The organism is Amycolatopsis antarctica (assembly GCF_002262875.1).
Classification (GTDB): Bacteria; Actinomycetota; Actinomycetes; order Mycobacteriales; family Pseudonocardiaceae; genus Amycolatopsis; species Amycolatopsis antarctica.
On the sequence record NZ_NKYE01000012.1, the window covers coordinates 1 to 21,826 of the forward strand.

Sequence of the window (21,826 nt, forward strand, 5' to 3'; positions counted from 1 at the left end):
GGTGATAACCAGACGAGCCTTCGACATGCCCGAGCATCCAGCCCACCCAGCCAGTCGCCGATGACCCGCGACTCGTGTCGCCTATGACCTGAGACACCTGTCGCCTATCTCCTGAGCCAGGACACTGTCATCCCGACCGACGGCGGCGGTTCCCCTCGGGGAGCCGCCGCCGTTCTCGTCCGCTGGTACCGGCTCTCCTGCGCGGGCGGTCGCTCCGGTCAGGCGTGCCGGGTCAGGAGAAGTAGCGCAGCCAGACGTAGGGCACGCAGGACGCGATCATCACGGCCGTCACCAGGCTGCCGTACTTGGTGAACTCCCAGAAGCTGATCCGCACGCCCCGGCGGGCGGCGAACCCGATCGCCACGACGTTCGCGCTGGCGGCGATCGCGGTGGTGTTGCCGCCGAGGTCCGCGCCGAGCGCGAGCGACCACCACAGCGCCTCGCCGGTCGCCGGATCGGGCACCGAGGCGACGAGTTCCTCGACGATCGGCAGTACGGTCGCCACGTACGGGATCGTGTCGATCATCCCGCCGACGATGGCGGAGCCGACCAGCAGCACCACGGCGGCCAGGAAGTAGTTGTCGCCGACGAGGTCGATGGCCCAGCGGCCGACATCGTCGATGACGCCGACGCTGACCAGGCCGCCGACCATCACGAACAGGCCCATGAAGAACACCAGCGTGGACCAGTCGACCTCGGCCAGGTACTCCTTCGCCTGCGTTCCGGAGACGAGCACCATCATCCCGGCGCCGAGCAGCCCGACGAAGGCCGGATCGATGCCGAGCGGTCCGTGCAGGATGAACGCGACCATCACACCGCCGGTCACCACCAGGCAGCGCACCAGCAGCTTGCGGTCGTGGATGGTGCCGTTCTCGTCCAGCGCCATCACCTCGGCCATGTGCTCGCGGGCGTCGATGAACGCGCGGCGGAACAGCACCCGGCACAGGCCGATGAAGATCACCAGCAGCACCACGGTGATGGGTGCGAGGTTGATCAGGAAGTCGCCGAAGCTCAGGCCCGCGCGGCTGCCGATCATGATGTTCGGCGGGTCGCCGACGAGCGTGGCCGTGCCGCCGATGTTCGCCGCCATCACCTCGGCGATCAGGAAGGGCACGACCGGCAGCCGCAGGCGGCCGCAGACGGCGAAGGTGACCGGGGCGACGAGCAGCATGACGGTCACGCTGTCCAGGAAGGCACCGACGAAGGCGGTGACCAGTACCAGGATGACCATCAGCCGGAACGGCCTGCCGCGGCTCTTCTTCGCCGCCCAGATGGCCATGTACTCGAAGATCCCGGTGTGCTTGAGCACGCTGACGGTGATCATCATGCCGAGCAGCAGGAAGATCACGTTCCAGTCGACCCCGGTCTCCTCGGCGAAGAACGCGGAGTGCGAGTCGACGATCCCGAGCACCACCAGGACGGCCACACCACCCAGCGCGGCCGCGACCCGGTGGACCCGTTCGGTGGCTATCAGGACGAAGGCGACGACGAAGACGGTGATGGCGGCGGCGGTCATGGCGGTGGGTCTCCTCCTGCGGCGATCGAGGCGAGCAGGACCGCCTCCTGCCTGCCGCCGGGACCGGCGAGCACGAGGAGCAGGTCCCCCGGCGCGATCGGGGTGTCCGGTGCTGGAACGAAGCTGCGGCCGGAACGACGGACCAGGGCGACCGAGACGGCGGGATGCGACACCACCTCCCCGATGGACCTGTCCACCAGCGGCGAACCCTCCGGCACGGCGATCCGGAACAGTTCGACGCCGGCGTCGGCGAGCAGCGGGAGTTCCGTGCGGGCACGCCGCAGCGCCGCGCGCGGGCGCGGTGCGTGCAACACGAACGCGGTCGCCACGAGGAGCGCCAGCAGGGCCGACGCGACGACCAGCACGAGACCACTGGTCATGACGGGGCTTTCGGTGGTGCCGCGACCGGACTCGGCCGCGGACGTCGTGAAACCGGCTGTACCAGGCCGTGTCCGGCGTTGCCGCTCGATCGGATTCGTGATCGGGGCGGTTGCCCGGAGCGGCGGCGGGAAGTCCTCGTACCGGTGTCGTACCGGGCCTTCCGCCGACGTAGCCGGACACCGCCTCCGCGAACACCGCGACCGCGGAACCGCCGGGCAGGACCTAGCCGTTGTGCGGCGGTCCTCGCTGTGGGGAGATCCGCGCGGGCTCTCCCGCGGGGACGCGTACGGCGGCCGAGGAGGGTGGCTGCGCCGCGGGTCCTCGCGGGCAGGGCGCTGCGGCGAAGACGGGCAGCGCGGCGTGCTGCTGGGCGCTGAAGGAGCCGGCGACGCCGTGGTGGATGGCGGTGCCGAGGTACAGCGGTGAGGAACCACGGTGGACGGGGGCGTGCCCGGCTTCACCTGCCCGCCTGGCCGGCGCGGTGTCGGTGCCGGACTCGGCTCCGGTCCAGCGGCCGGCCCGGAAACCTGAGCCGGAGTCGTCGAGGGTGTCCGCGGGGGCCGATTCGAGTGCCTGGCGCTGTGGGGAGGCGATCGAAGGGCCGGCGTCGTAGGCAGGCCAGTAGGCCGCGGAGATTCCGGTGAGGGCGACGACCAGGGTGACCAGCGTCAGCAGGACCCTGCTGTAGCGCACGCGGCCCATGGCCGGTGCTGCGGCTGGCCCGGCACGCATCGGTGCCCCCCTCGTCGCGTTACCAAAGCCAGACGCTAGCGCGATATGGGTGAATTGTCACGAACGCGCGATTCGCCGGGTGTCACCGGAGGGGCAAGGGGACGTCGCCCTCGGGACCACTCCTCAGCGGTCACCCTGCCCCGGGTACTCGGCCAGGAACTGCTCCAGTTCGGAGGCGAGTTCGTCACCGGAGGGAATGCGCTCGCCGACCTCGGCGAGCAGGCTGCCGCGCTCCTCGGCGGACTTGAAGGCGTCGTACTGGCGTTCCAGCGCGTGCACCACCTCGGCGACCTCGTCGGACTCGGCGACCTGACGGGCGATCTCGGCGTCGGCCGTACGCGCGGAATCCCGCAACGCCTCGTCCGGGACGACCAGGCCCGCCGTGCGCGCGACCGATTCCAGCAGGGTCAGTGCCGCCGAGGGGTAGCTCGACTTGCCCAGGTAGTGCGGGACCTGCGCGGCGAAACCCGCCGCGTCCGCACCCGCCTCACCGAGCCGGTACTCCAGCAGCGAGGACGCACTGCCCGGCACCTGGATCCTGCTGTGCATCGGCTCGTGGCCGTCGATCAGTCCGGACCGGGTGGCGTGCGCGGAGACCAGCAGCGGACGGGTGTGCGGGACGCCCATCGGGATGCCATGGAAACCGATGCTCATCCGCACCTCCCAGCGCTCCATCAGCGAGCGCACGGCGGCCACGAACCGCTCCCACTGGGAGTCCGGCTCCGGGCCGGTGAGCAGCAGGAACGGCGTGTGCTCGGCGTCGTGCAGGAGGTACACCACCAGTTCCGGCACCTCGTAGCTCACCCAGCGGTCCGTCTCGAAGCCCATCGCGGGCCTGCGTGCGCGGTAGTCGACGAGCTGGTCGGTGTCGAAGCGCGCGACCACGCGGTGCTCGAAGGTCGCGAGCAGGTGCTCGGTCAGCAGCGAGCCGGCGGCACCGGCGTCCACGAAACCGCTCAGGTGCTCGAGGAGCACCGCACCCGTCACATCGGGAACATCGGAATCCACTTCGTACAGACCCGTCGGATCCTGCACCACACTTACCTCCTGTCGGCAAACGCCGTCCTGCTCGGGTCCAACGTTTCACAGGCCCCTTTCGATTCCCACCCCGCGGTGTTCGGCGGCCCGGGACGCATCGGCCTAGCGTCTCCGGTATGGGAAACGCCTATTCTCCCGACGCCGACGTGGTGATCGCCGGGGCCGGGCTCGCCGGCCTCGCGGCCGCGGTGACCCTGCACGAAGCGGGCCTGCGCGTGCTGGTGCTGGAGGCGGGGCCGGAGCCCGGCGGCCGGGTGCGCACCGACGTGGTGGCCGGCTTCCGCCTCGACCACGGCTTCCAGGTGCTCAATCCGGCCTACCCGGCGGTGCGGGACCTGGTGGACGTCGACGCGCTGCGGCCCGGCCGGTTCTGGCGGGCGCTGCGGATCGTCGACGGGGACCGCTCCCGGCTGCTGGGCAACCCACTGGACAGTGCCCGAGCCCTGCGCGACCTCTGGCCACCCGGCGCGATCCGGGCACGCGACCTGCCCGCGCTCGCGGCTCTGTCCGCGCGGGATCTCGCGGTCGCGGGCGGCACCCTGACCGGGGCCACCGACCGGCCCACGCACGCGGAGCTGCGCCGCCGCGGCCTGTCCGAGGAGATCGTCGACGGGGTGCTGCGGCCCTTCCTCGCGGGCGTGTTCCTGGAGGCCGAGCTGGAGACCTCCGCCCGCTTCTTCCATCTGGTGTGGCGCACCTTCCTGCGCGGCACCCCGGTGCTGCCCGCGGCCGGCATGGGAGCGCTGCCCGCTCAGCTCGCGTCCCGGCTGCCCGCCGGGTCCGTCCGGTGCGACACCCCGGTCCGCGAGGTCACCGCCGGCGCGACGCCGCGCGTGCGCACCGACGACGGGCCGGTGCGTGCCGGGGCCGTCGTGGTGGCCACCGACGGGACGGTCGCGGCACGACTGCTCCCCGGGATCGCCGAACCGGCGTGGAAGCAGGTGACCACCCGGTACTTCGGTACGGGCCAGGCGCCGCTGGACGAGCCGGTGATCGTGGTCGATGCCCGCGGCGGTCCGGTGGTGAACACCTCCGTGCTCAGTGCGGTGGCGCCCTCGTACGCGCCCGCGGACGCGGCCCTGGTCTCGGCGTCGACGCTGGATCCGGACGCGGACGAACGGTCGATCCGCGAGCACCTCGCCGCGCTGTACCGCACCTCGGCCCGGGACTGGGAGCTGCTCGGCACCTATCGCGTACCGCGGGCGCTGCCCGCGATGCCGGCGCCGCACCCGGTACGCAAACCGGTGCGGCACTCCCCCGGCGTCTACGTATGCGGGGACCATCGCGACACCTCGTCGATCCAGGGCGCGCTGGTCTCCGGCCGCCGCGCCGCGAGCGCCGCCATCGCGGGCCTGCACTGAACCGTCCGCGCCGAAATCGTTTGGGGCGCGGGCAAATCCGGGCCATACTCGGCCCATGCGGTTCGACGACTTCGACACCCGCGGCTACCGGACCCTCGACGTGCGAACCGGATACGGGCAGTGGGCGGACACCTACGAGGACACCGTCCAGGACACCATGGACCTGGCCCTGCTCGACCGGCTGACCGAAGCGGACTGGGGTGCGGCGCGCCGTGCCGCCGACCTCGGCTGCGGCACCGGCCGCACCGGGGCCTGGCTGCGCGCGCACGGCGTCGGCGCGATCGACGGGGTGGACCTGACCCCGCAGATGCTCGACGTGGCAAGGAAACGGGGGGCGCACGACCGGCTGTTCGAGGCGGACGTGACGGCGACCGGGCTCGCGGAACGAACCTACGATCTGCTCGCCGCCTCGCTGATCGACGAGCACCTGGACGATCTCGGCGCGCTGTACCGCGAGGCGTGGCGGATCGCGGCCGGCACCGCGACCTTCGTGCTCGTCGCGTTCCACCCGCACTTCATCATGCACACCGGGATGCCGACACATTTCACCGCCGCGGACGGTGAGGACGTGGCGATAACGACGAACGTGCACCTGGTCAGCGAGCACGTGAGCGCGGCGCTGGCGGCCCGATGGCGGCTGGCCGAGCTGCGGGAGCGGGTCGTCGACGACGAGTGGGTGACGGTCAAGCCGAAGTGGGCCGGGTTCCGCGGGCATCCGGTGTCGGTGGCCTACGTGTGGCACAAGGAATCCCGACCGGCTCCGTCAGTCCACTGTGGAGGAACAGTGAGCTGACCACCCTGAGCGGAACCAGTTGTCCCCGCCGTCCCCCGGCGTGCGGGATCGTGGCATGGCGAGCATCGAGCGTTTCGGCGGCGCGGACTCCGGCGTGCCCGCACTGCGCGACCTGTTCGGCGAGGGAAGCCTCGGGCTGGTCACCATCGGCACGGCGCCGCACCGGGTGAGCCCGGAGGTGCTGCTGCCGGAGCCGGCACGTGTGCTCCGGCCCGGCGGGGGCGTGGCCGTGCTCGCCGACAGTCCGCCGGTCTGGCCGCACGACACGGCCTCCGGGTGAGGTGCTGCGGGATCTGGCCGCGTCCCGGTTCGGGGCCACCCCAGCTGCCCTCCCGCGGCACCAGCGAGGCCGATCGGGACCGGTACCGCGCGGGGCTCACCGCGGCCGGGTTCGGTTGCGTGGCCGGGCACCGCTTCGACCACGTCGACGTGCGGACTCTCGACGAGTTCGCCGGGCAGGTACCCGTCCGGTTGCTCTCGGCCCGCAGGCCGGGAACCGGCCTGTGCGCCACCTCACCCGGCACCGGTGACCTATGCCACCGGCAGGCAACCCCATCGGCGGTGGCAAGTTGGGGGTTCAGTCGTCCAGCGCTGGGAAACCCTTGCAGCGTAACGAGAATCCGTGTCGGGTGCGTCACCGCGACGCCGTCCGCGACGGTCGCGTCGACCCCCATTCGTGTGGTTACCGTTCCGTTATCGCCAGGCCGTCCGGCCCACGTGGCCTGCCGGAGGCGAGTCGGGGAACGACATCGACCACAGCAACGCATGGAGGTTCCATCGTGCCCACGTCCACGCGGACCGGCTCCCGCCGGCTGCGCCGCATCGGCTCCGCGACCCTGGTCGGCGCGGCCGGTGCCGGGGCGCTCCTCGGCTTCTCCGGGACGGCCTCCGCGACCGTGCCGACCGAGCAGACCATCGACGGTGCGCAGACACCCGTCACCGCGGGCACCCCGCTGACGTTCACCGGAAGGCTGACCGGCCTCGGCGACTCCCCCGTCGCCGAGCAACAGGTCGACCTCGAGTGGCGTGGCGGCCCGGACCAGCCCTGGGCGGTGTCCAACGCCGGCACCACCGACGCCGACGGGGTGGCTGCCATCCCGGCCACCGTCAGACAGAGCGCCGAGTGGCGGATCAGCTACCACGGCGACCGGGTCAACGATCCGAGTGCGTCACCGATCGTCGGCGTGCAGTCCGAGCAACCGGAACCACCGGCGGGACAGCGGATTGTCGACGCGGCGGCCTCGCAGGCGGGCAAGGCCTACTCCTACGGGGCCTCCGGACCGGACAGCTACGACTGTTCCGGGCTGACCCAGTTCGCGCACCGGGAGGCCGGTGTCGAGCTGCCGCGCACCTCGGGCGAGCAGCGCGCCGCGGTGCCGGAGATCGCCAGGGCCGAGATGGCACCGGGCGACCTGGTCTTCTTCCACGACGGCGGAAGCGTCTACCACACCGGCGTTTTCGCCGGGGACAACAAGATCTGGGCGGCACCGGAGTCCGGTGACGTCGTACGCCTCCAGGAGATCTGGACCGACTCGTACACGGTCGGCCGCGCCTGGTGACGTTTTCGCGGCCCGGTCCGGCAGTACTCCGGGCCGGGCCGCCCCCTCCCGGGAACTCCGTGAGCCGTGTCCTCGTTGTCCGGTTCACAACACCCACCCCAGGAGTGACCCATGGGAACCGCGATCACGCTGATCGTGCTCGTCCTGCTCGTGGTCGGCGGAGCCGTGTACTACGCGAAGGCGCGGGCCGCCGCCAACCAGCGACGGCTCGACGACGCGAAGGCCGACGCCCGCCGCTGGGTGGAGCGCCTCGGCGGCCAGGTACTCAACCTCAGTGGCAACGACACCCCCTCCCAGCAGGCCATGGCCGACGCCGCCGAGCGCTACAACGCGGCGGGCTCGCAGATGGAACAGGCACAAACCGAGGAACAGGCGAAACTGGTGACCGCCACGGCACTGGAGGGCCTCTACTACGTCCGCGCCGCCCGGACCGCGATGGGTATGGATCCCGGACCGGAACTGCCCGCGGACGCCGAGCGTGACCGGGCGGGCGCCGTCACCGAGCACCGCACCGTGGACGTCGAGGGCCGGACCTACGAGGCATCCCCCGAGCCCGGCTCGAACACGCCGCACTACTACCCCGGCGGCCGGGTCGCCGGACGCCCGGTCCCGCAGGGCTGGTACAGCGAGCCGTGGTGGAAGCCTGCCCTCGTGGCTGGCGCGTGGGGTCTCGGCTCCATGTTCCTGTTCGGCGCCATGTTCTCCGGCATGGCGGGTATCCCGGACGCCCAGGCCTGGGAATCCGGCTACGACGCCGGGCAGCAGGACGCCGTCGAGGGCGGCGGCGACGCCGGGGACGGCGGCGGCGACATGGGCGGTGACATGGGCGGCGGCGACATGGGAGACATGGGCGGCGGCATGGACTTCGGCGGCTTCTGACCGGCGGTCAGGACGGCTGGCAGACCGGGCACCAGTAGAGGTTGCGGCCCGCCAGTTCCCGGTGCAGGACGGCCGTGCCGCAACGCAGGCAGGGTTGCCCGGTGCGGCGGTAGACGTACACCTCGCCGCCGTGCCGGTCCTCGCGCGGCGCCCGCCCGGTGACCTCCGGCAGATCCGCGTGGTCGACGGTGTCGATCCGCCCGCTCCGCGCGCCGATCCGCATCAACGCCACCAGGTCGGCCCAGATCTCCTTCCACTGCAACGGATCCAGCCGCCGGCCGGGCAGATCGGGTGCGATTCCGTGCCGGAACAGGATCTCGGCGCGGTACACGTTTCCGACGCCCGCGAGCACCGACTGGTCCATCAGCAACGCGGCCAGGCTGGTCCGGGAACGGCTGATCCGCTCGAAGGCCGCCTCCGGTTTCGCGTCCCGGCGCAGCGGATCCGGGCCGAGCCGGGACCGGATGACGTCCACCTGCTCCGGGCCGAGCAGCTCACACCGGTTCGGCCCGCGCAGGTCCGTCCAATGTGTACTGCCCACCATCCGCATCCGCACCTGGCCGACCGGTTCGGCTGGCGGCAGCGCAGCCTCACCGAAGGTGCCGTAGAGGCCGAGGTGGACGTGCACGATCCCGTGTGGACCGTAGTCGTGGAAGAGATGCTTTCCGTGCGCCTCGGCCGATCGCAGCACCTGTCCGTCCACAGTGGACGCCTCGGCGGCGAAGCGGCCCTGCGGGCTGGAGACGGCGACGGGCCTGCCCGCGTACCGCCGGCGGTGCAGCCGGGCGAGGCGGTGGAGTGTGTGTCCCTCGGGCATCGGCTCAGACCAGCAGGAGTGCGGCGAGCAGGGTGGCCAGGACGTCGAGCACCAGGCAGGCGACGGCGATCAGCAGGCCGCGCAGGGTGGCCGTACCCGCACGCACCAGCGGGCGCGACCGCGCCCCGGCGACCAGGCTGACGAGAATGGACAGCAGGATCACCAACCCGGCGAGCACCACGGCCACCAGAGTGCAACCGAGGAAACCGGTGCCGGCGCAGGAACCGAGTCCGATGCCTGCCCGGCTCTGCAGGCCGACGACCGCGGCGGTACCGAGCGTGGTGAGCAGTACCGCGGTCAGCGGTGTCAGCAGCCACGCGTGGCCGGGCACCTGCCCGGCACCGCCGCCGTCGGTCATGCCGGCAGTGCGGGCGGGGTACCGGTGCGCTCGTAGTCGGTGAGCTGACGTACCCGCCTGCCGTGCCGCTCGTCCGGGGACACCGGGGTGGCCAGGAACGCCTCGACGATCGCGGTGGCCTCCTCCGCCGAGTGCATCCGCGCGCCGAGGCCGATGATCTGCGCGTGGTTGTGCTCGCGGGTCAGCGTCGCCGTCTCGACGCTCCAGGCGAGGCCGGCCCTGGCGCCCTCGACCTTGTTGGCGGCGATCTGCTCGCCGTTGCCGGAGCCGCCGACCACGATGCCGAGGCTGCCCTCGTCGGCGACCACGCGGCGCGCGGTCTCGATGCAGAAGGCGGGGTAGTCGTCGGCGGCGTCGTAGACGGCCGGGCCGATGTCGGTGACCTGGTGGCCCTGGTCGGTGAGGTGGGCGACGAGGAGGTTCTTCAGCTCGAAGCCGGCATGGTCGGATCCCAAGTAGACACGCACGGCGCCGAAGTCTGCCATCCCCTCGGCGCGCCACGGCACGCCGCCCGGCATGCTGGGAACATGCGACTGGACGCGATGGCCGGGATGGACGTGTTCGGCCAGGCAGGACACGACATCCGGATGGAATGGAGTATGGAGGGCATCTCCGCGCTCGCGGCGGACTGCGTGGTGCTGGTGGTGGTCGACGTGCTGGCGTTCTCCACCACCGTCGACCTGGCCCTGCACCGCGGCAGCCGGGTCAGGCCGGTGCGCTGGGACGATCCCGCCGACGTCGCCGCGGCCAAGGCCGAGGGCGCCACCGTCCCGGACGAGCGCGGCTGGAAGCTGCGGCCGAGCACGGTGCACACCACCGCACCCGGCACCTACCTGGCGCTGCCCTCCCCCAACGGGGCGGCCCTGAGCAAGGCCGCCGCCGACACCGGCAGGCATGTGCTGACCGGTTGCCTGCGCAACGCCAGGGCGGTGGCCCGGCTGGCTCGCACGCTCGCCGAGGACGCGCCGATCGGCGTCATCCCGGCGGGTGAGCGCTGGGGCGTCGACCTGGCGGGCACGCACACCGAGGGGCCGCTGCGGCCGTGCGCGGAGGACCACCTCGGGGCCGGTGCGATCGTCGACGCGCTGATCGCGCTCGGCGTGCAGTGGCCGTCGCCGGAAGCCTCCCTGGCGGCGCGGGCGTTCCGGGCCGCGGGCCCGGACGTCGGCGCCGTGGTGGCCGGTTCGTCCTCGGGACAGGAGCTGCGGGCGAAGGGGCTCGGTGCCGATGTGGACCTCGCCATCGCGGTCAACCGCTCCGAGGTGGCACCGTTCCTGGTCCGCGGCGACTTCGTCGACGTCGCGACCCACTGACCCGATACTGACCCGATACTGACCCGACCGAGCCGCCGTCCCGGGAGGAAGCACCGTGCGCGGACAACTCTGGCTGGAACCGGCCGACGGGGTTCTCGTCCGCCGCCACGAGGAACTCGACCTGAACATCGGCCTGGTGCTCGGCGACGGCGGTTGCCTGGTGATCGACACGCGCGGCGACGCCGAGCAGGGTGCCGACCTGGCCGCCGCGGTACGCGAGGTCACCGCGGACCCGTGGACGGTGGTGATCACGCACGCGCACTTCGACCACTGTTTCGGTACCGAGGCCTTCGGTGACTGCGAGGTGTGGGCGCAGCGGGGCGCTCACGCGGTGCTGGCCGCGGAGGGAGCGGCGATCCGTTCCGCCTGGGCGGCGCGTTACCGGCGGGAGGGGCGCACCGACCGCGCCGAGGCGATCCTGGCCAGTGAACCCGTTCTGCCCGGCAAGCTGGTGGACGACCGGGCCGGCCTCACCGTCGGCGGCCGCCGGATCGAACTCGGCTGGTTCGGTCCAGGGCACACCGGCCACGACCTGGTGGTGCACGTGCCCGACGCCGGGGTGGCCTTCGCGGGCGACCTGGTGGAGAACGGGCCCGGCGGCCGCTACACGACGGAGTCGTTCGGGCCGGACTGCTCACTGCGGGAATGGCCGGACGCGCTCACCGGGCTCCTGTCACTGGACGCGCGCGTGATCGTCCCCGGCCACGGTGACCTCGTGGACCCGCCGTTCGTTGCCGCCCAACGCGCATCGCTGACCGCGCTGGCCGGCCTCGACCGGCGGCTGGAGTCCGGTGAGCTCAGTCCCGCCGAGGTCCTCGCCGCCGCGCCGTTCGCCCACGACGTCACCCGATCGGCGATTCCCGCGAGCGGCGGCGCCTGAGCTGGCCGGTGGCGGCCAGCACGACCGCCATACCACCCAGCACGATCCAGCCCGTCCAGCCGAGCAGCCCGGCCTGGAGCGGATCGGGGGTGCGTTCCGCGTCGCCCATCGCCAGCATCAGCGGCGGCATGACGTGGCTGATCACCGTGTGCGCGGTGACCGTCGGCCAGACCGAACCGGTGCGCAGCCGGATCCAGCCGATGAAGACGCCGACGAGTACGCCACCGATCACGGCAGCGGGGACCGCGATCACCATGCCGTAGCCGGGGAACTGGCCGCCGAGCAACACCGTCGGCAGGTGCCACAGCGCCCACAGCACGCCCATCACCAGCAGCGCCCTCGGCGTGCCCAGCGGCAACAGCCGCGGCAGCAGGTAGCCCTGCCAGCCGATCTCCTCGCCGAGGAACAGCGGCAGGAACAGCACCGAGGTCAGCAGGTGCGCGGCGATCCAGCCGAGCGCGGGCAGCAGCGGCGGACCGGTACCCGGCCCCGCCCCGGTCTCCTCGCGCAGCCCGGAGAACCCGTGCAGATCGAACTCGAACACGCCGAACGCGCTCGCCAGCACCGCGGACAGCACGATCAGCGCCGTGGTCAGCACGAACGCCTTCGCGCAGGAGACCAGCGTCTGCCGCAACGTGCCGGGCAGGCGCAGGCCCAGTTCGCCGGGCAGGTCGCGAAGCCGGCGGCCCCCGCGCAGCAGCACCGCGGCCGCCGCCAGCGCGGGGGTCAGCATCATCGCCCAGAGGAACACCTGGACGTCCAGCCCGCCGGTGTCGGCGGCGTCGGTCCGGCGGAAACCGGACAGCCAGATCGGGGTCATCACGACCCAGGCGCCCACGTAGGCGAGGACGGCGAACAGCCGTATCTCGCTCCAGCGAACGGAGCGATACGGGTTGAGCATGACGGACTCCCAGCTACGGCCGATGGAACCAGCTTCCATCGTCGAGACTAGGAATCCGCGGCCTCGCGATCAGCAGCGCTGAACCCCGTTCCCGGGTGTAGTGAGCCCTACCGGGTCACTGCAGCTCGGTCCTCAATCGAACTTGAGGTCACCCGTGCGAGTGCGCTTCAACTCGAAGAAATCCGGATACTGCGCCATCATGCGCGCCCCGTCGAACACCCGGACGGCGTCCTCGCCGCGCGGGATCGAGCTGAGCACCGGGCCGAAGAAGGCGACACCGTCGACGTGCAGGGTCGGCGTGCCGACGTCCTCGCCCACCGGGTCCATGCCCTCGTGGTGGCTGACCCGCAGCGCCTCGTCGTACTCGGTGGAGTTCGCCGCACCGGCGAGTTCCGGTGCGCCGACGGCGTCCAGGGACTCCTTCAGCACCGCTTCGACGTCCTTGTTTCCCTCGTTGTGGTACTTGGTGCCGAACGCGGTGTAGTAGTCGCGGACCTTGTCCTGGCCGTACTTCTGCTCCAGCGCGATCGCGACCCGGACCGGCCCCCACGCCTTGGCCATCAGCTCGCGGTACTCCGGCGGCAGGTCCCGGCCGTCGTTGAGCACCGCCAGGCTCATCACCCGGAACCTCAGGTCGATGTCGCGCTGTTGCTCGACCTCGAGAATCCAGCGCGACGTGATCCACGCGAAGGGGCACGCGGGGTCGAAGTAGAAGTCGACGCGGGTCGGCGTGGCTGCGGTCATCGAGGTTTCTCCCTGAGTCGGACGGATGTGCCCTGTGTCCGGGATCAACAGCGTCGCCGGCCGACTTTGTTCCCCGGCACGCTCGTTCGGCGTCGTCACCCGAGCGGCACTCATGATTGGATGCCAAACGCACGACGCTACGGCGGCCGGGTACTACCGGCCGCCACCCACACGACCCGCTACCGACCACCGAGGTGCCTGTGCCCGCCCCAAACCTGACCCGTGAACAAGCGCAGCAGCGCGCCGAACTGCTGGACGTCGAGTCCTACGACATCGAGCTCGACCTCACCGACGGCAACGGCCGTCCCGGCGAGGCCACGTTCGACTCGCGGACGACGATCCGGTTCACGAGCGCCCGCGCGGACGAGAGTTCCTGGGTCGACGTGGTGGCGGCGAACGTCCGCTCCGCCACGCTGAACGGCACCGCGCTGAACCTCACCGGGTACGTCGAGGACGACGGCCTCCCGCTGCCCGCGCTCGCCGCGTCCAACGAGCTGGTGGTGCACGCCGACTGCCGGTACATGAACACCGGCGAGGGCGTGCACCGGTTCGTCGACCCGGTCGACGAGGGCGTGTACCTCTACACCCAGTTCGAGACCGCAGACGCCAAGCGCATGTTCGCCTGCTTCGACCAGCCTGACCTGAAGTCGGTGTACCGGCTGACGGTGACCGCGCCGAAGGACTGGAAGATCATCTCCAACGCGCTCGTCGAGTCCACCTCGGAGACCGCCGAGGGCGCCGTGCGCACGGTGTTCGCCGAGTCCGAGCGGATCTCCACCTATCTGGTCGCCCTGATCGCCGGGCCGTACGCCGAGTGGCGGGACGAATACGCCGACGAGCACAAGACGATCCCGCTGGGCATCTACTGCCGGGGCTCGCTCGCCGAGTACATGGACGCCGACCGGCTGTTCACCGAGACCAAACAGGGTTTCGGCTTCTACCATCGCAACTTCGGCACCCCGTACCCGTTCTCGAAGTACGACCAGCTCTTCGTGCCGGAGTTCAACGCCGGGGCGATGGAGAACGCCGGCGCGGTCACCTTCCTCGAGGACTACGTGTTCCGCAGCCGGGTGACCCGCTACTCCTACGAGCGGCGCGCCGAGACGCTGCTGCACGAGATGGCGCACATGTGGTTCGGCGACCTGGTCACCATGCGCTGGTGGGACGACCTGTGGCTGAACGAGTCGTTCGCGACCTTCGCCAGCGTGCTGGCCCAGGCCGAGGCGACCGAGTACGAGCACGCCTGGACCAGCTTCGCCAACATCGAGAAGTCCTGGGCGTACCGGCAGGACCAGCTTCCCTCCACGCACCCGATCGCCGCCGACATCGTCGATCTCCAGGCGGTCGAGGTGAACTTCGACGGCATCACCTACGCCAAGGGCGCCAGCGTGCTCAAGCAGCTCGTCGCCTACGTCGGACTGGAGAACTTCCTGTCCGGCCTGAAGCTGTACTTCGACGCGCACGCCTGGGGCAACGCCACGCTCGCCGACCTGCTCGCGGCACTGGAGAAGGCGTCCGGCCGGGACCTGTCCTGGTGGAGCGCGCAGTGGCTGGAGACCACCGGCCTGAACTCCCTGCGTCCGCGCTTCGAGACCGACGACTCCGGCACCATCACCGCGTTCGAGGTGGTGCAGAGCGGCGCCAAGCCCGGTGCCGGTGAGCTGCGCACGCACCGCATCGCGATCGGCTGCTACGAGGACGGCCCGGACGGCAGGCTGGTCCGCACCAACCGGATCGAGCTGGACGTCGACGGGGAACGGACGCCCGTGGCGGAGCTGGTCGGCACGAAGGCCGCCAAGCTCGTACTGGTCAACGAGGACGACCTGACCTACTGCACGATGCGGGTCGACCCGGCGTCGCTGGCGACCCTGATCGACCGGATCGCCGACATCGACGAGCCGCTGCCCCGCACGCTGTGCTGGTCGGCGGCGTGGGAGATGACCCGCGAGGCCGAGCTGAAGGCCCGCGACTTCGTCACGCTGGTGCTGCGCGGCATCCACGGCGAGACCGAGGTCGGCGTCGTGCAGCGGCTGTTGCTGCAGGCCCAGACCGCGCTGAACTCCTACGCCGAACCGGCGTGGGCGGCGCAGCACGGCTGGCCCGCGTTCACCGAGCGGATGCTGGAGCTGGCGACCTCCGCCGAGGCGGGCTCCGACCATCAGCTCTCCTGGGTCAACTCGCTGACCGGTTCGGTGCTGGACGAGCACACCGTCGCCGTCCTCGCGGGCTGGCTCGACGGCTCGGCCCCGCTGCCCGGGCTGACCGTGGACACCGACCTGCGCTGGCGGCTGCTGCACGCGCTGGTCGCGCACGGCAAGGCGGGCGAGGCGGAGATCGACGCCGAGCAGGCCAGGGACGACACGGCCACCGGTCGCAGGCACGCCGAGCGGGCGCGCGCGCTACGTCCGACCGAAGCGGCGAAGACCGACGCCTGGCAGCGCGCCATCCACGACGACGAACTGCCGAACGCCGTGAGCAACGCCCTGATCTCCGGTTTCTCCCACCCGGCGCAGAAGGGCATGCTCGGCGAGTACGTGGAGAAGTACTTCGCGATGGTGGACGAGGTGTGGCAGCGCCGGTCCAGCGAGAGGGCCCAGCCGACGGTGGTCGGCCTGTTCCCCTCGTGGGCGGTCGACAAGGTCGGCATCGACGCGGCGGACACCTGGCTCGCCGGTGGCCACCCCGCCTCGCTGCGCCGGCTGGTGTCCGAGGGCAGGGCCGGGCTGGTTCGCGCCCTCGCGGCACGGGAGTTCGACCAGCAGGCATGACCCGGGTGCGGGGCGGGCCGTTCCGGCGGCCGCCCCGCACACCACGGATACGGCAAAGGGCCCCGCGGCGATGCGCCGCGAGGCCCTTTGTCGCAGGTGGGTACCTCAGCTCGCGGGCTGCGGCCCGACCTGTTCGGTCATCATCCGCAGGCTGCTGACCAGGCCGCCGATCAGGTCGCCCTCCTTGAAGGAGGCCACCATGCTCATCACGGCGAACTTGGCGAGCCGGTCGGGCAGGCGCTGGAACGCGTCCTCGCCGGTGACGATCTCCACGACACGCTCACCGGGCGACACGGCGATGAGCACGGCGTGGCCGGACCGGGAGCCGATGGAGGTGTGCAGCTTCTCCGCACCCGCGCGACTGTCCTCGCCGAGTTCGCCGATGTAGACGGTGAAATCGAGGCCGGTCTCCCGGCTGGACAGCGTCAGCGCCTCGTCCAGGCGGGAGAGCTGCACCGCGTTGAATGGGCCGGATGGAGCAGCGGGCTCGTACATCTTGGCCGCCGAGACGCGCCCGCTCGCCGTAACGACGGCGCCGGTCTCCAGTCGGGACTGCTCGATCGCGGTCGCGCCGCTCTCGTGCGTCAGTTCACCAGCTCCCACGGGCACCTCCTCGGGCTGTCGGGCGGCCGGCCCCGGCCGCGTCCGGAGCGGCCGTGTCGCGGGCTCCGACGCCGTCCGGGTTCGCACTCCACCACAGCGGCGGGTGCTCCCACTCCTGCCCTGGCCGGTACCGCGGGGTACCGGCGAACTTCGACCGCAGTGTGCCCAGGCTGAACGCCCCGTAGATGGCGAGGGGGATCAGCGCGAAGACCAGGATCGTCTCGACGATGTTCACGCGCGCAGCGTATCGGATGGCACCCGGACCGGTCCCCCTCGGCCGGTGTCGCGCGAGACGGCCGTCCGCACGTTCCCGGGCACCTGCACGTGCACTCCGACCTGGACTCCCGGGCGTACCCGGAGTGGCACCGACAGTGTGCCGGGAGCGCGGCGGTGAAGCCCGTTCACCGCTTCGGACCTGCCGTCCGCCGAGTGCCACGCGCGGCATCCCACGTTGGGCCGAAGGGCGGTTCGCGAAAGGTCGCAACTCACCGTGCGTGCGGAGGCACCCAGCGAGTTTGCCTTGTCCGCGTTGACGATCCCTCGTACGTTTTTCACCTGTACGGGCCTTGCGCCGCGTTCTTCCCACCCGGTCGTAACCCACTGCTTTCAGGAGGACACGTCATGTTCGTCGCAACTACCCCCGCACAGGCGAGCCCGCGCATCGTGTCGTCACTCAACGAGATCGCAACCGAGCGTGGCACCCGCGTCACGGCGGGCACTCGTGTCACCCGCGGAACGCGCGTCACCCGCGGAACCCGGGTCACCTGCACCGCGCCAGGCACCCGGGTGACGATGGGCACACGGGTCACCCGGGGCACCAGGGTCACGGCGGGCACTCGAGTCACCATGGGCACCAGGGTCACCCGCGCCTGTGCCGGTACCCGCGTCACCATGGGCACCAGGGTCACCCGCGGAACCCGCGTCACCCCCTGATTCCCACCCCCTGATTCCCACCGGCCGATTCCCCACCCGACCCGGCCGATCACCACGCATCCGGCCGGACGCGGGCCGTGCTCGGACGCCCCGCCGTCTCAGGCGGCGGGGGCACCGAGGTAGGGCTGCCACAACGGGTCCGCCTCGGTGGAATGCGCCAGCAGCCGCCAGTGCGGGCCGTGCGGCGCGCGCGGCACCACACGCAGCCGCCAGCCGAGTTCCGAGAGCAGCCGGTCCGCCTTCCGGTGGTTGCACCGCGCACAGCAGGCGACACAGTTCTGCCAGGTGTGCGGGCCACCCCGGCTGCGCGGCAACACATGGTCGATCGTCTCCGCCCGGCCGCCGCAGTACGCGCAGCGATGCCGGTCCCGGTGCATCAGGCCGGCCCGGGTGAGGGGCACCTTCGCCCGGTAGGGCACCCGCACGTACGAACTGAGCCGGATCACCGACGGCACCGGGACGGACACGGTCGCCGCGTGCAGCGTCAGCCCCGCCGGGTCGCCGTGCACCACCTCCGCCTTGTCCGCCACCAGCAGCACGATCGCTCGCCGCAGCGGCAGCGCCGTGAGCGGTTCGAAGGTGGCGTTGAGCAGGAGCACCTTCCGCCGGCCCCAGGGCGGCGCCGGGCCGACACCGGAATCGCGGGCCTTACGCTGGTTGTGCGACCGTGTCACCCTGCCCCCACGGGAGGGCGGGCCGCTCGGCTGCGGCCCGTTAGAGTGAACCCCGCCCGGATGTGAACCCGGCGAGGACGACGCGCACAGCAGGACCTCCGGCGTCTGCCCAGCCGTTCGGCGGCTCGGGACGCCGAGGGGGATCGGTTGTCGGTCGGGCACTCGACCACCTCCACCGGTGCAGCCATAGTCGACCATAGACCCCACCCGAAACGCACGTGTGTTATGCGATGTGTCAGGTGACGGGCTCGCAACGACTTCGTGAAGCCCGCACGACCGGCGCGCCTGTGCCGGGGAAGGAGCACTCTCCGACGTGAACGCGTTCCTCACCGATCCGCCGGCCTGTGACCAGGGCTCGTCCTGGTGCCGGACGGTTCTCGACGTCACGCACAACGAGTGGCTGGCAGGGTCAGCGGACTGGCTCGTGAAGAAGCCGCTGACGATCCTGCTGATCATGCTGCTGGCCTTCACCGTGCGCCTGCTGCTGCGCAAAATGATCAACCGGGCCACCGCACCGCGGCCAGGCAAGGGCGGTGACAAACTGCCCGCCCTGTTGCGGCCCCTGCGCGACCGCTCCGCCGAGATGCTCGGCCCGGTCGTGATGGAGCGCCGCAGGCAACGGGCGAAGACGATCGGCTCGGTGCTCAGCTCGGTGACCACCTTCCTCGTCTACGGCCTGGCCTTCGTGCTCGTCCTCGGCGAGCTGGGGATCAACCTCGGGCCGATCATCGCGTCCGCGGGCGTGGTCGGGGTGGCGCTCGGTTTCGGTGCGCAGAACCTGGTCCGGGATTTTCTCTCCGGCATCTTCATGATGCTCGAGGACCAGTACGGCGTCGGCGACGTCGTCGACGTGGGCGAGGCCAGCGGCACCGTCGAGGCGGTCGGCCTGCGGATCACCACGCTGCGCGACATCAACGGGACGGTCTGGTACGTGCGCAACGGTGAAGTGCTGCGCGTCGGCAACTCCAGCCAGGGCTTCGCGGTCGCCGTGGTCGACGTGCCCGTGTCCTACACCACCGACGTCGGCAAGGCCACCTCCGTGCTGGGCACGGTGGCGACCGCAGCGGCACAGAGCGACGCGCTGCGCGCCGATGTGCTCGACCCGCCGGAGATCCTCGGTGTGGAGAGCGTGACCTCGGAGGCGATCCAGCTCCGGCTGACGGTGAAGGTGCGCCCTGGACGGCAGTGGGCCGTACAGCGGGCGATGCGCGCGAAGATCATGCCCGCCCTCGAGGAGGCCGGGATCGAGCCGCCGATGGGCCGGTTCCTGCCGTCTCCGCCGCCCGCGGGCTGAGCGGCCCCGCGCGTCACGGGCACCCGGCCGTCACCCCCGCGGCCGCCGATGAGTCAGGATGGACACGTGTCAGACGTGACGAACGACCAGACCGGCACGCAGCCGCGCAGCCTGTACGAGGCGGTCGGCGGCGAACCGACGTTCCGCAGGCTCGTCGGGCGGTTCTATGAGGAGGTGGCCGCCGACCGCGAGGTCCTGCGTCCGCTGTACCCCGAGGAGGATCTCGGTCCCGCGGAGGAACGCTTCCGGCTGTTCCTGATGCAGTACTGGGGTGGCCCGCACACCTACTCCGACGAACGCGGGCACCCGCGGCTGCGGATGCGGCACGCCCCGTTCAGCATCGGGCCGATCGAACGGGACGCCTGGCTGCGTGCGATGCGGATCGCACTCGACGAGACCGGGATCGAGGAGCCGTACCGCGCGCAGTTGTGGGCCTACCTGGAGATGGCGGCGCACAGCATGATGAACAGCTGGGGCTGACGGATCCCCGCCCCCGTTCGCCGGCGTCACCGTACGACCGGTCACAGCGGGAAACGGATCGGCGGAGACCGCCCCGCGCGCCCGGAGCGAGATGGCAGGATGCGGCCCGTGCGCAGAGCAGTCGAGGAGAAGCGCCCCGCCCCGGAAGCCCGGGACTGGTGGCGCGACGCGGTTTTCTACCAGGTCCACCTCCGGTCGTTCGCCGATTCCGACGGCGACGGGATCGGCGACCTGGAGGGACTCCGGTCCAGGCTCGGCTATCTGGAACTACTCGGCGTGGACGCCGTGTGGCTGACCCCGTTCTACCGCTCCCCCATGGCGGACAACGGTTACGACGTCACCGATCCTCGTTCGGTCGATCCGGTGTTCGGCGATCTGGATGCCTTCGACGCCGTACTCGCGGACGCGCAGGAGACCGGAATCCGGGTCATCGTCGACGTGGTGCCGAACCACAGCGGTGACCTGCACCCGTGGTTCGGCGAGGCGCTCGCCGAGGGCCGCGGCGGGGCGGCACGGGAACGGTACGTCTTCCGGGACGGCCGTGGACCGGACGGCGCGCGACCGCCGAACGACTGGCAGGGCGAGTTCGGCGGCCCCGCCTGGACCCGGGTGCCGGACGGCCAGTGGTACCTGCACCTGTTCTCCCCGCGGCAACCGGACCTGAACTGGGACAACGCGGAGGTGCAGGCCGACTTCGAGCTGACGCTGCGGTTCTGGCTGGACCGCGGGGTGGACGGGGTCCGGGTCGGCACCGCGCACGGCCTGGCGAAACCGGCCGGCCTGCCCGACGCCACGGACGGCACGGACCCCCGGTTCGACGAGGACGGTGTACACGAGATCCACCGGCGGATCCGCAAGGTGCTCGACGGCTACCCGCGAACGGTGGCCGTCGGCGAGATCCATGTTCCCGACGGCGCGCGCTTCGCCCGGTACCTGCGCCCCGACGAACTGCACCTGGGCGTCGATTCCGGCCTGATACGCACCGAGTTCGACGCCGACGCGCTGCAGGCGGCGGTGGACGAGTCACTCGCCACCGTGGCCGAGGTCGGCGCCCCGGCCACCTGGACGCTCGGCGACCACGACACCGGCAGACAGGTCTCCCGGCACGGCGGCGGTGACCGCGGACGGGCACGGGCCAGGGCGATGGCGCTGGTGGAGCTGGCGCTGCCGGGCGCGGTGTTCCTCTACAACGGCGAGGAACTCGGGCTGGACGACGTGGAACTGCCCACGGAATCGCTGACCGATCCGCGCGTCCGGCTTTCCGGCGGAACGGACCGGGGACGGGACGGCGTGCGCGTACCGATCCCCTGGGAGGGAACGGATCCACCGTTCTCGTTCTCCACGGGAGAGACATCCTGGCTGCCGATTCCGGGGCGCTGGGCGGCGCTGACCGTGGAGGCGCAACTGGAGGACACGGCGTCCACGCTGTCGTTGTACCGGCAGGCGCTGGAACTGCGGCAGAGTCATCCGGCGTTCACCGGCGATCACGTCGAGTGGTTCGGCGCTCCGGCGGGTTGCTTCGCGTTGCGCAGGCACTCCGGCGACGAGGACGAGGACGGTGCGCTCATCTGTGCGCTGAACACCTCCGCGGCACCGATCAGCCTGCCACCCGGCGAGGTGCTGCTGACGAGCGCGCCGATGGTGGACGGCCGACTGCCTCCGGACGCCGCCGCCTGGCTGGTCTGAACCGGGTCCGCCCGGGACCCGGCCACCGGTGCCACCCGGTGCCCGGCGGGTCCGGGCCGGACGGCGAACCCGGTTCACGGAACGGGGCGGTGACGGCGAGTTCGCCGTCACCGCCC

24 protein-coding genes are annotated in these 21,826 nt (G+C 71.5%); 12 read left to right on the plus strand and 12 right to left on the minus strand.

What is annotated here, in order from left to right:
• Positions 1–232 precede the first annotated feature (232 nt).
• The 4 genes from CFN78_RS18690 to CFN78_RS18705 all read right to left on the minus strand — a co-directional run bounded on the left by CFN78_RS18690 (position 233) and on the right by CFN78_RS18705 (position 3,667).
• Entirely contained in the window at positions 233–1,516 is a 1,284-nt protein-coding gene (locus CFN78_RS18690; protein WP_094864142.1) for an ArsB/NhaD family transporter, read from the minus strand.
• A complete protein-coding gene (locus CFN78_RS18695; RefSeq protein WP_094864143.1) occupies positions 1,513–1,896 on the minus strand; it encodes a TrkA C-terminal domain-containing protein in 384 nt (127 codons plus the stop codon). The genes CFN78_RS18690 and CFN78_RS18695 overlap by 4 nt, the downstream gene beginning before the upstream one ends.
• Positions 1,897–2,119: 223 nt before the next feature.
• Complete coding sequence (locus CFN78_RS18700; protein ID WP_133116382.1) at positions 2,120–2,629, minus strand: hypothetical protein; 510 nt, start codon at positions 2,627–2,629, stop codon at positions 2,120–2,122.
• A gap of 123 nt (positions 2,630–2,752) precedes the next feature.
• Positions 2,753–3,667, minus strand: coding sequence for a proteasome assembly chaperone family protein (locus tag CFN78_RS18705; RefSeq protein WP_094864145.1), 915 nt, complete (start codon positions 3,665–3,667; stop codon positions 2,753–2,755).
• A gap of 116 nt (positions 3,668–3,783) precedes the next feature.
• Here CFN78_RS18705 and CFN78_RS18710 point away from each other — a divergent pair, with 116 nt between their 5' ends.
• The 5 genes from CFN78_RS18710 (at position 3,784) to CFN78_RS18730 (ending at position 8,259) form a co-directional block, all read left to right on the plus strand.
• Positions 3,784–5,028 carry an NAD(P)/FAD-dependent oxidoreductase gene (locus CFN78_RS18710; protein ID WP_094864146.1) on the plus strand — a complete coding sequence of 415 codons (1,245 nt, stop codon included), beginning with the start codon at positions 3,784–3,786 and terminating at the stop codon, positions 5,026–5,028.
• Between the two features lie 55 nt (positions 5,029–5,083).
• Complete coding sequence (locus CFN78_RS18715; protein WP_094864147.1) at positions 5,084–5,821, plus strand: class I SAM-dependent DNA methyltransferase; 738 nt, start codon at positions 5,084–5,086, stop codon at positions 5,819–5,821.
• Between the two features lie 55 nt (positions 5,822–5,876).
• Positions 5,877–6,101 (plus strand): class I SAM-dependent methyltransferase, encoded by a 225-nt coding sequence (locus CFN78_RS18720; RefSeq protein ID WP_094864148.1) that lies wholly within the window; start codon positions 5,877–5,879, stop codon positions 6,099–6,101.
• Positions 6,102–6,600: 499 nt separating this feature from the next.
• Positions 6,601–7,380 carry a C40 family peptidase gene (locus CFN78_RS30220; RefSeq protein ID WP_338065540.1) on the plus strand — a complete coding sequence of 260 codons (780 nt, stop codon included), beginning with the start codon at positions 6,601–6,603 and terminating at the stop codon, positions 7,378–7,380.
• 111 nt (positions 7,381–7,491) lie between these two features.
• The gene (locus tag CFN78_RS18730; RefSeq protein WP_094864150.1) at positions 7,492–8,259 is read left to right on the plus strand and encodes a hypothetical protein; all 768 of its coding nucleotides are present in this window, start codon (positions 7,492–7,494) and stop codon (positions 8,257–8,259) included.
• Positions 8,260–8,266: 7 nt separating this feature from the next.
• Here the strand turns inward: CFN78_RS18730 and CFN78_RS18735 are convergent, their stop codons facing one another.
• The 3 genes from CFN78_RS18735 to CFN78_RS18745 are packed head-to-tail and all read right to left on the minus strand — an operon-like array spanning position 8,267 to position 9,901.
• Positions 8,267–9,076: an Fpg/Nei family DNA glycosylase gene (locus CFN78_RS18735; protein ID WP_094864151.1), complete on the minus strand. Its 810-nt coding sequence runs from the start codon at positions 9,074–9,076 to the stop codon at positions 8,267–8,269.
• A 4-nt stretch (positions 9,077–9,080) separates the two neighbouring features.
• Positions 9,081–9,434, minus strand: a complete 354-nt coding sequence (locus tag CFN78_RS18740) for a hypothetical protein (protein ID WP_094864152.1) — start codon at positions 9,432–9,434, stop codon at positions 9,081–9,083.
• The gene (locus CFN78_RS18745) at positions 9,431–9,901 is read right to left on the minus strand and encodes a ribose-5-phosphate isomerase (RefSeq protein ID WP_205660576.1); all 471 of its coding nucleotides are present in this window, start codon (positions 9,899–9,901) and stop codon (positions 9,431–9,433) included. The genes CFN78_RS18740 and CFN78_RS18745 overlap by 4 nt, the downstream gene beginning before the upstream one ends.
• A gap of 60 nt (positions 9,902–9,961) precedes the next feature.
• Here CFN78_RS18745 and CFN78_RS18750 point away from each other — a divergent pair, with 60 nt between their 5' ends.
• Both CFN78_RS18750 and CFN78_RS18755 read left to right on the plus strand, forming a co-directional pair.
• Positions 9,962–10,747, plus strand: coding sequence for a 2-phosphosulfolactate phosphatase (locus CFN78_RS18750; protein ID WP_240519538.1), 786 nt, complete (start codon positions 9,962–9,964; stop codon positions 10,745–10,747).
• A gap of 55 nt (positions 10,748–10,802) precedes the next feature.
• The gene (locus CFN78_RS18755) at positions 10,803–11,627 is read left to right on the plus strand and encodes an MBL fold metallo-hydrolase (protein WP_094864154.1); all 825 of its coding nucleotides are present in this window, start codon (positions 10,803–10,805) and stop codon (positions 11,625–11,627) included.
• Here the strand turns inward: CFN78_RS18755 and CFN78_RS18760 are convergent.
• Positions 11,590–12,567 carry a CPBP family intramembrane glutamic endopeptidase gene (locus tag CFN78_RS18760; RefSeq protein ID WP_094864155.1) on the minus strand — a complete coding sequence of 326 codons (978 nt, stop codon included), beginning with the start codon at positions 12,565–12,567 and terminating at the stop codon, positions 11,590–11,592. The two genes, CFN78_RS18755 and CFN78_RS18760, sit on opposite strands and share 38 nt — an antisense overlap.
• Before the next feature lie 93 nt (positions 12,568–12,660).
• Positions 12,661–13,272 carry a mycothiol-dependent nitroreductase Rv2466c family protein gene (locus CFN78_RS18765; RefSeq protein ID WP_094864156.1) on the minus strand — a complete coding sequence of 204 codons (612 nt, stop codon included), beginning with the start codon at positions 13,270–13,272 and terminating at the stop codon, positions 12,661–12,663.
• Between the two features lie 200 nt (positions 13,273–13,472).
• On the opposite strand from CFN78_RS18765, the gene pepN reads away from it, so the two are divergent.
• Positions 13,473–16,040: an aminopeptidase N gene (pepN, locus tag CFN78_RS18770; RefSeq protein ID WP_094864157.1), complete on the plus strand. Its 2,568-nt coding sequence runs from the start codon at positions 13,473–13,475 to the stop codon at positions 16,038–16,040.
• Between the two features lie 105 nt (positions 16,041–16,145).
• Here the strand turns inward: pepN and CFN78_RS18775 are convergent, their stop codons facing one another.
• Together CFN78_RS18775 and ctaJ are read right to left on the minus strand one after the other, a co-directional pair.
• The gene (locus CFN78_RS18775; RefSeq protein ID WP_094864158.1) at positions 16,146–16,643 is read right to left on the minus strand and encodes a DUF5130 family protein; all 498 of its coding nucleotides are present in this window, start codon (positions 16,641–16,643) and stop codon (positions 16,146–16,148) included.
• A complete protein-coding gene (gene ctaJ, locus CFN78_RS18780) occupies positions 16,630–16,878 on the minus strand; it encodes an aa3-type cytochrome oxidase subunit CtaJ (RefSeq protein WP_094864159.1) in 249 nt (82 codons plus the stop codon). The genes CFN78_RS18775 and ctaJ overlap by 14 nt, the downstream gene beginning before the upstream one ends.
• A 386-nt stretch (positions 16,879–17,264) precedes the next feature.
• Between ctaJ and CFN78_RS18785 the strand changes: the two genes are divergently transcribed.
• Complete coding sequence (locus tag CFN78_RS18785) at positions 17,265–17,576, plus strand: hypothetical protein (RefSeq protein WP_094864160.1); 312 nt, start codon at positions 17,265–17,267, stop codon at positions 17,574–17,576.
• A gap of 98 nt (positions 17,577–17,674) precedes the next feature.
• On the opposite strand, the gene CFN78_RS18790 is transcribed toward CFN78_RS18785, so the two are convergent.
• Positions 17,675–18,175 (minus strand): HNH endonuclease, encoded by a 501-nt coding sequence (locus CFN78_RS18790; protein ID WP_094864283.1) that lies wholly within the window; start codon positions 18,173–18,175, stop codon positions 17,675–17,677.
• Positions 18,176–18,563: 388 nt separating this feature from the next.
• On the opposite strand from CFN78_RS18790, the gene CFN78_RS18795 reads away from it, so the two are divergent.
• From CFN78_RS18795 to CFN78_RS18805, 3 genes are all read left to right on the plus strand, one after another.
• Positions 18,564–19,544 carry a mechanosensitive ion channel family protein gene (locus CFN78_RS18795; protein ID WP_094864161.1) on the plus strand — a complete coding sequence of 327 codons (981 nt, stop codon included), beginning with the start codon at positions 18,564–18,566 and terminating at the stop codon, positions 19,542–19,544.
• Positions 19,545–19,619: 75 nt separating this feature from the next.
• On the plus strand, positions 19,620–20,024 hold the full coding sequence (locus CFN78_RS18800) for a globin (protein ID WP_240519553.1): 405 nt from the start codon (positions 19,620–19,622) through the stop codon (positions 20,022–20,024).
• A gap of 99 nt (positions 20,025–20,123) precedes the next feature.
• Entirely contained in the window at positions 20,124–21,710 is a 1,587-nt protein-coding gene (locus CFN78_RS18805; RefSeq protein ID WP_094864163.1) for an alpha-amylase family glycosyl hydrolase, read from the plus strand.
• Positions 21,711–21,826 lie beyond the last annotated feature (116 nt).

Bases quoted from the DNA above. Each gene is read 5' to 3' on its own strand.
- CFN78_RS18710 (WP_094864146.1), top strand. From the start codon at position 3,784: ATGGGAAACGCCTATTCTCCCGACGCCGACGTGGTGATCGCCGGGGCC.
- CFN78_RS18700 (WP_133116382.1), bottom strand. From the start codon at position 2,629: ATGCGTGCCGGGCCAGCCGCAGCACCGGCCATGGGCCGCGTGCGCTAC.
- CFN78_RS18750 (WP_240519538.1), top strand. From the start codon at position 9,962: ATGCGACTGGACGCGATGGCCGGGATGGACGTGTTCGGCCAGGCAGGA.
- CFN78_RS18720 (WP_094864148.1), top strand. From the start codon at position 5,877: ATGGCGAGCATCGAGCGTTTCGGCGGCGCGGACTCCGGCGTGCCCGCA.
- CFN78_RS18695 (WP_094864143.1), bottom strand. From the start codon at position 1,896: ATGACCAGTGGTCTCGTGCTGGTCGTCGCGTCGGCCCTGCTGGCGCTC.
- CFN78_RS18730 (WP_094864150.1), top strand. From the start codon at position 7,492: ATGGGAACCGCGATCACGCTGATCGTGCTCGTCCTGCTCGTGGTCGGC.
- CFN78_RS18760 (WP_094864155.1), bottom strand. From the start codon at position 12,567: ATGGAAGCTGGTTCCATCGGCCGTAGCTGGGAGTCCGTCATGCTCAAC.
- CFN78_RS18765 (WP_094864156.1), bottom strand. From the start codon at position 13,272: ATGACCGCAGCCACGCCGACCCGCGTCGACTTCTACTTCGACCCCGCG.
- CFN78_RS18735 (WP_094864151.1), bottom strand. From the start codon at position 9,076: ATGCCCGAGGGACACACACTCCACCGCCTCGCCCGGCTGCACCGCCGG.
- CFN78_RS18740 (WP_094864152.1), bottom strand. From the start codon at position 9,434: ATGACCGACGGCGGCGGTGCCGGGCAGGTGCCCGGCCACGCGTGGCTG.
- CFN78_RS18690 (WP_094864142.1), bottom strand. From the start codon at position 1,516: ATGACCGCCGCCGCCATCACCGTCTTCGTCGTCGCCTTCGTCCTGATA.
- CFN78_RS18805 (WP_094864163.1), top strand. From the start codon at position 20,124: ATGCGGCCCGTGCGCAGAGCAGTCGAGGAGAAGCGCCCCGCCCCGGAA.
- CFN78_RS18785 (WP_094864160.1), top strand. From the start codon at position 17,265: ATGTTCGTCGCAACTACCCCCGCACAGGCGAGCCCGCGCATCGTGTCG.
- CFN78_RS18715 (WP_094864147.1), top strand. From the start codon at position 5,084: ATGCGGTTCGACGACTTCGACACCCGCGGCTACCGGACCCTCGACGTG.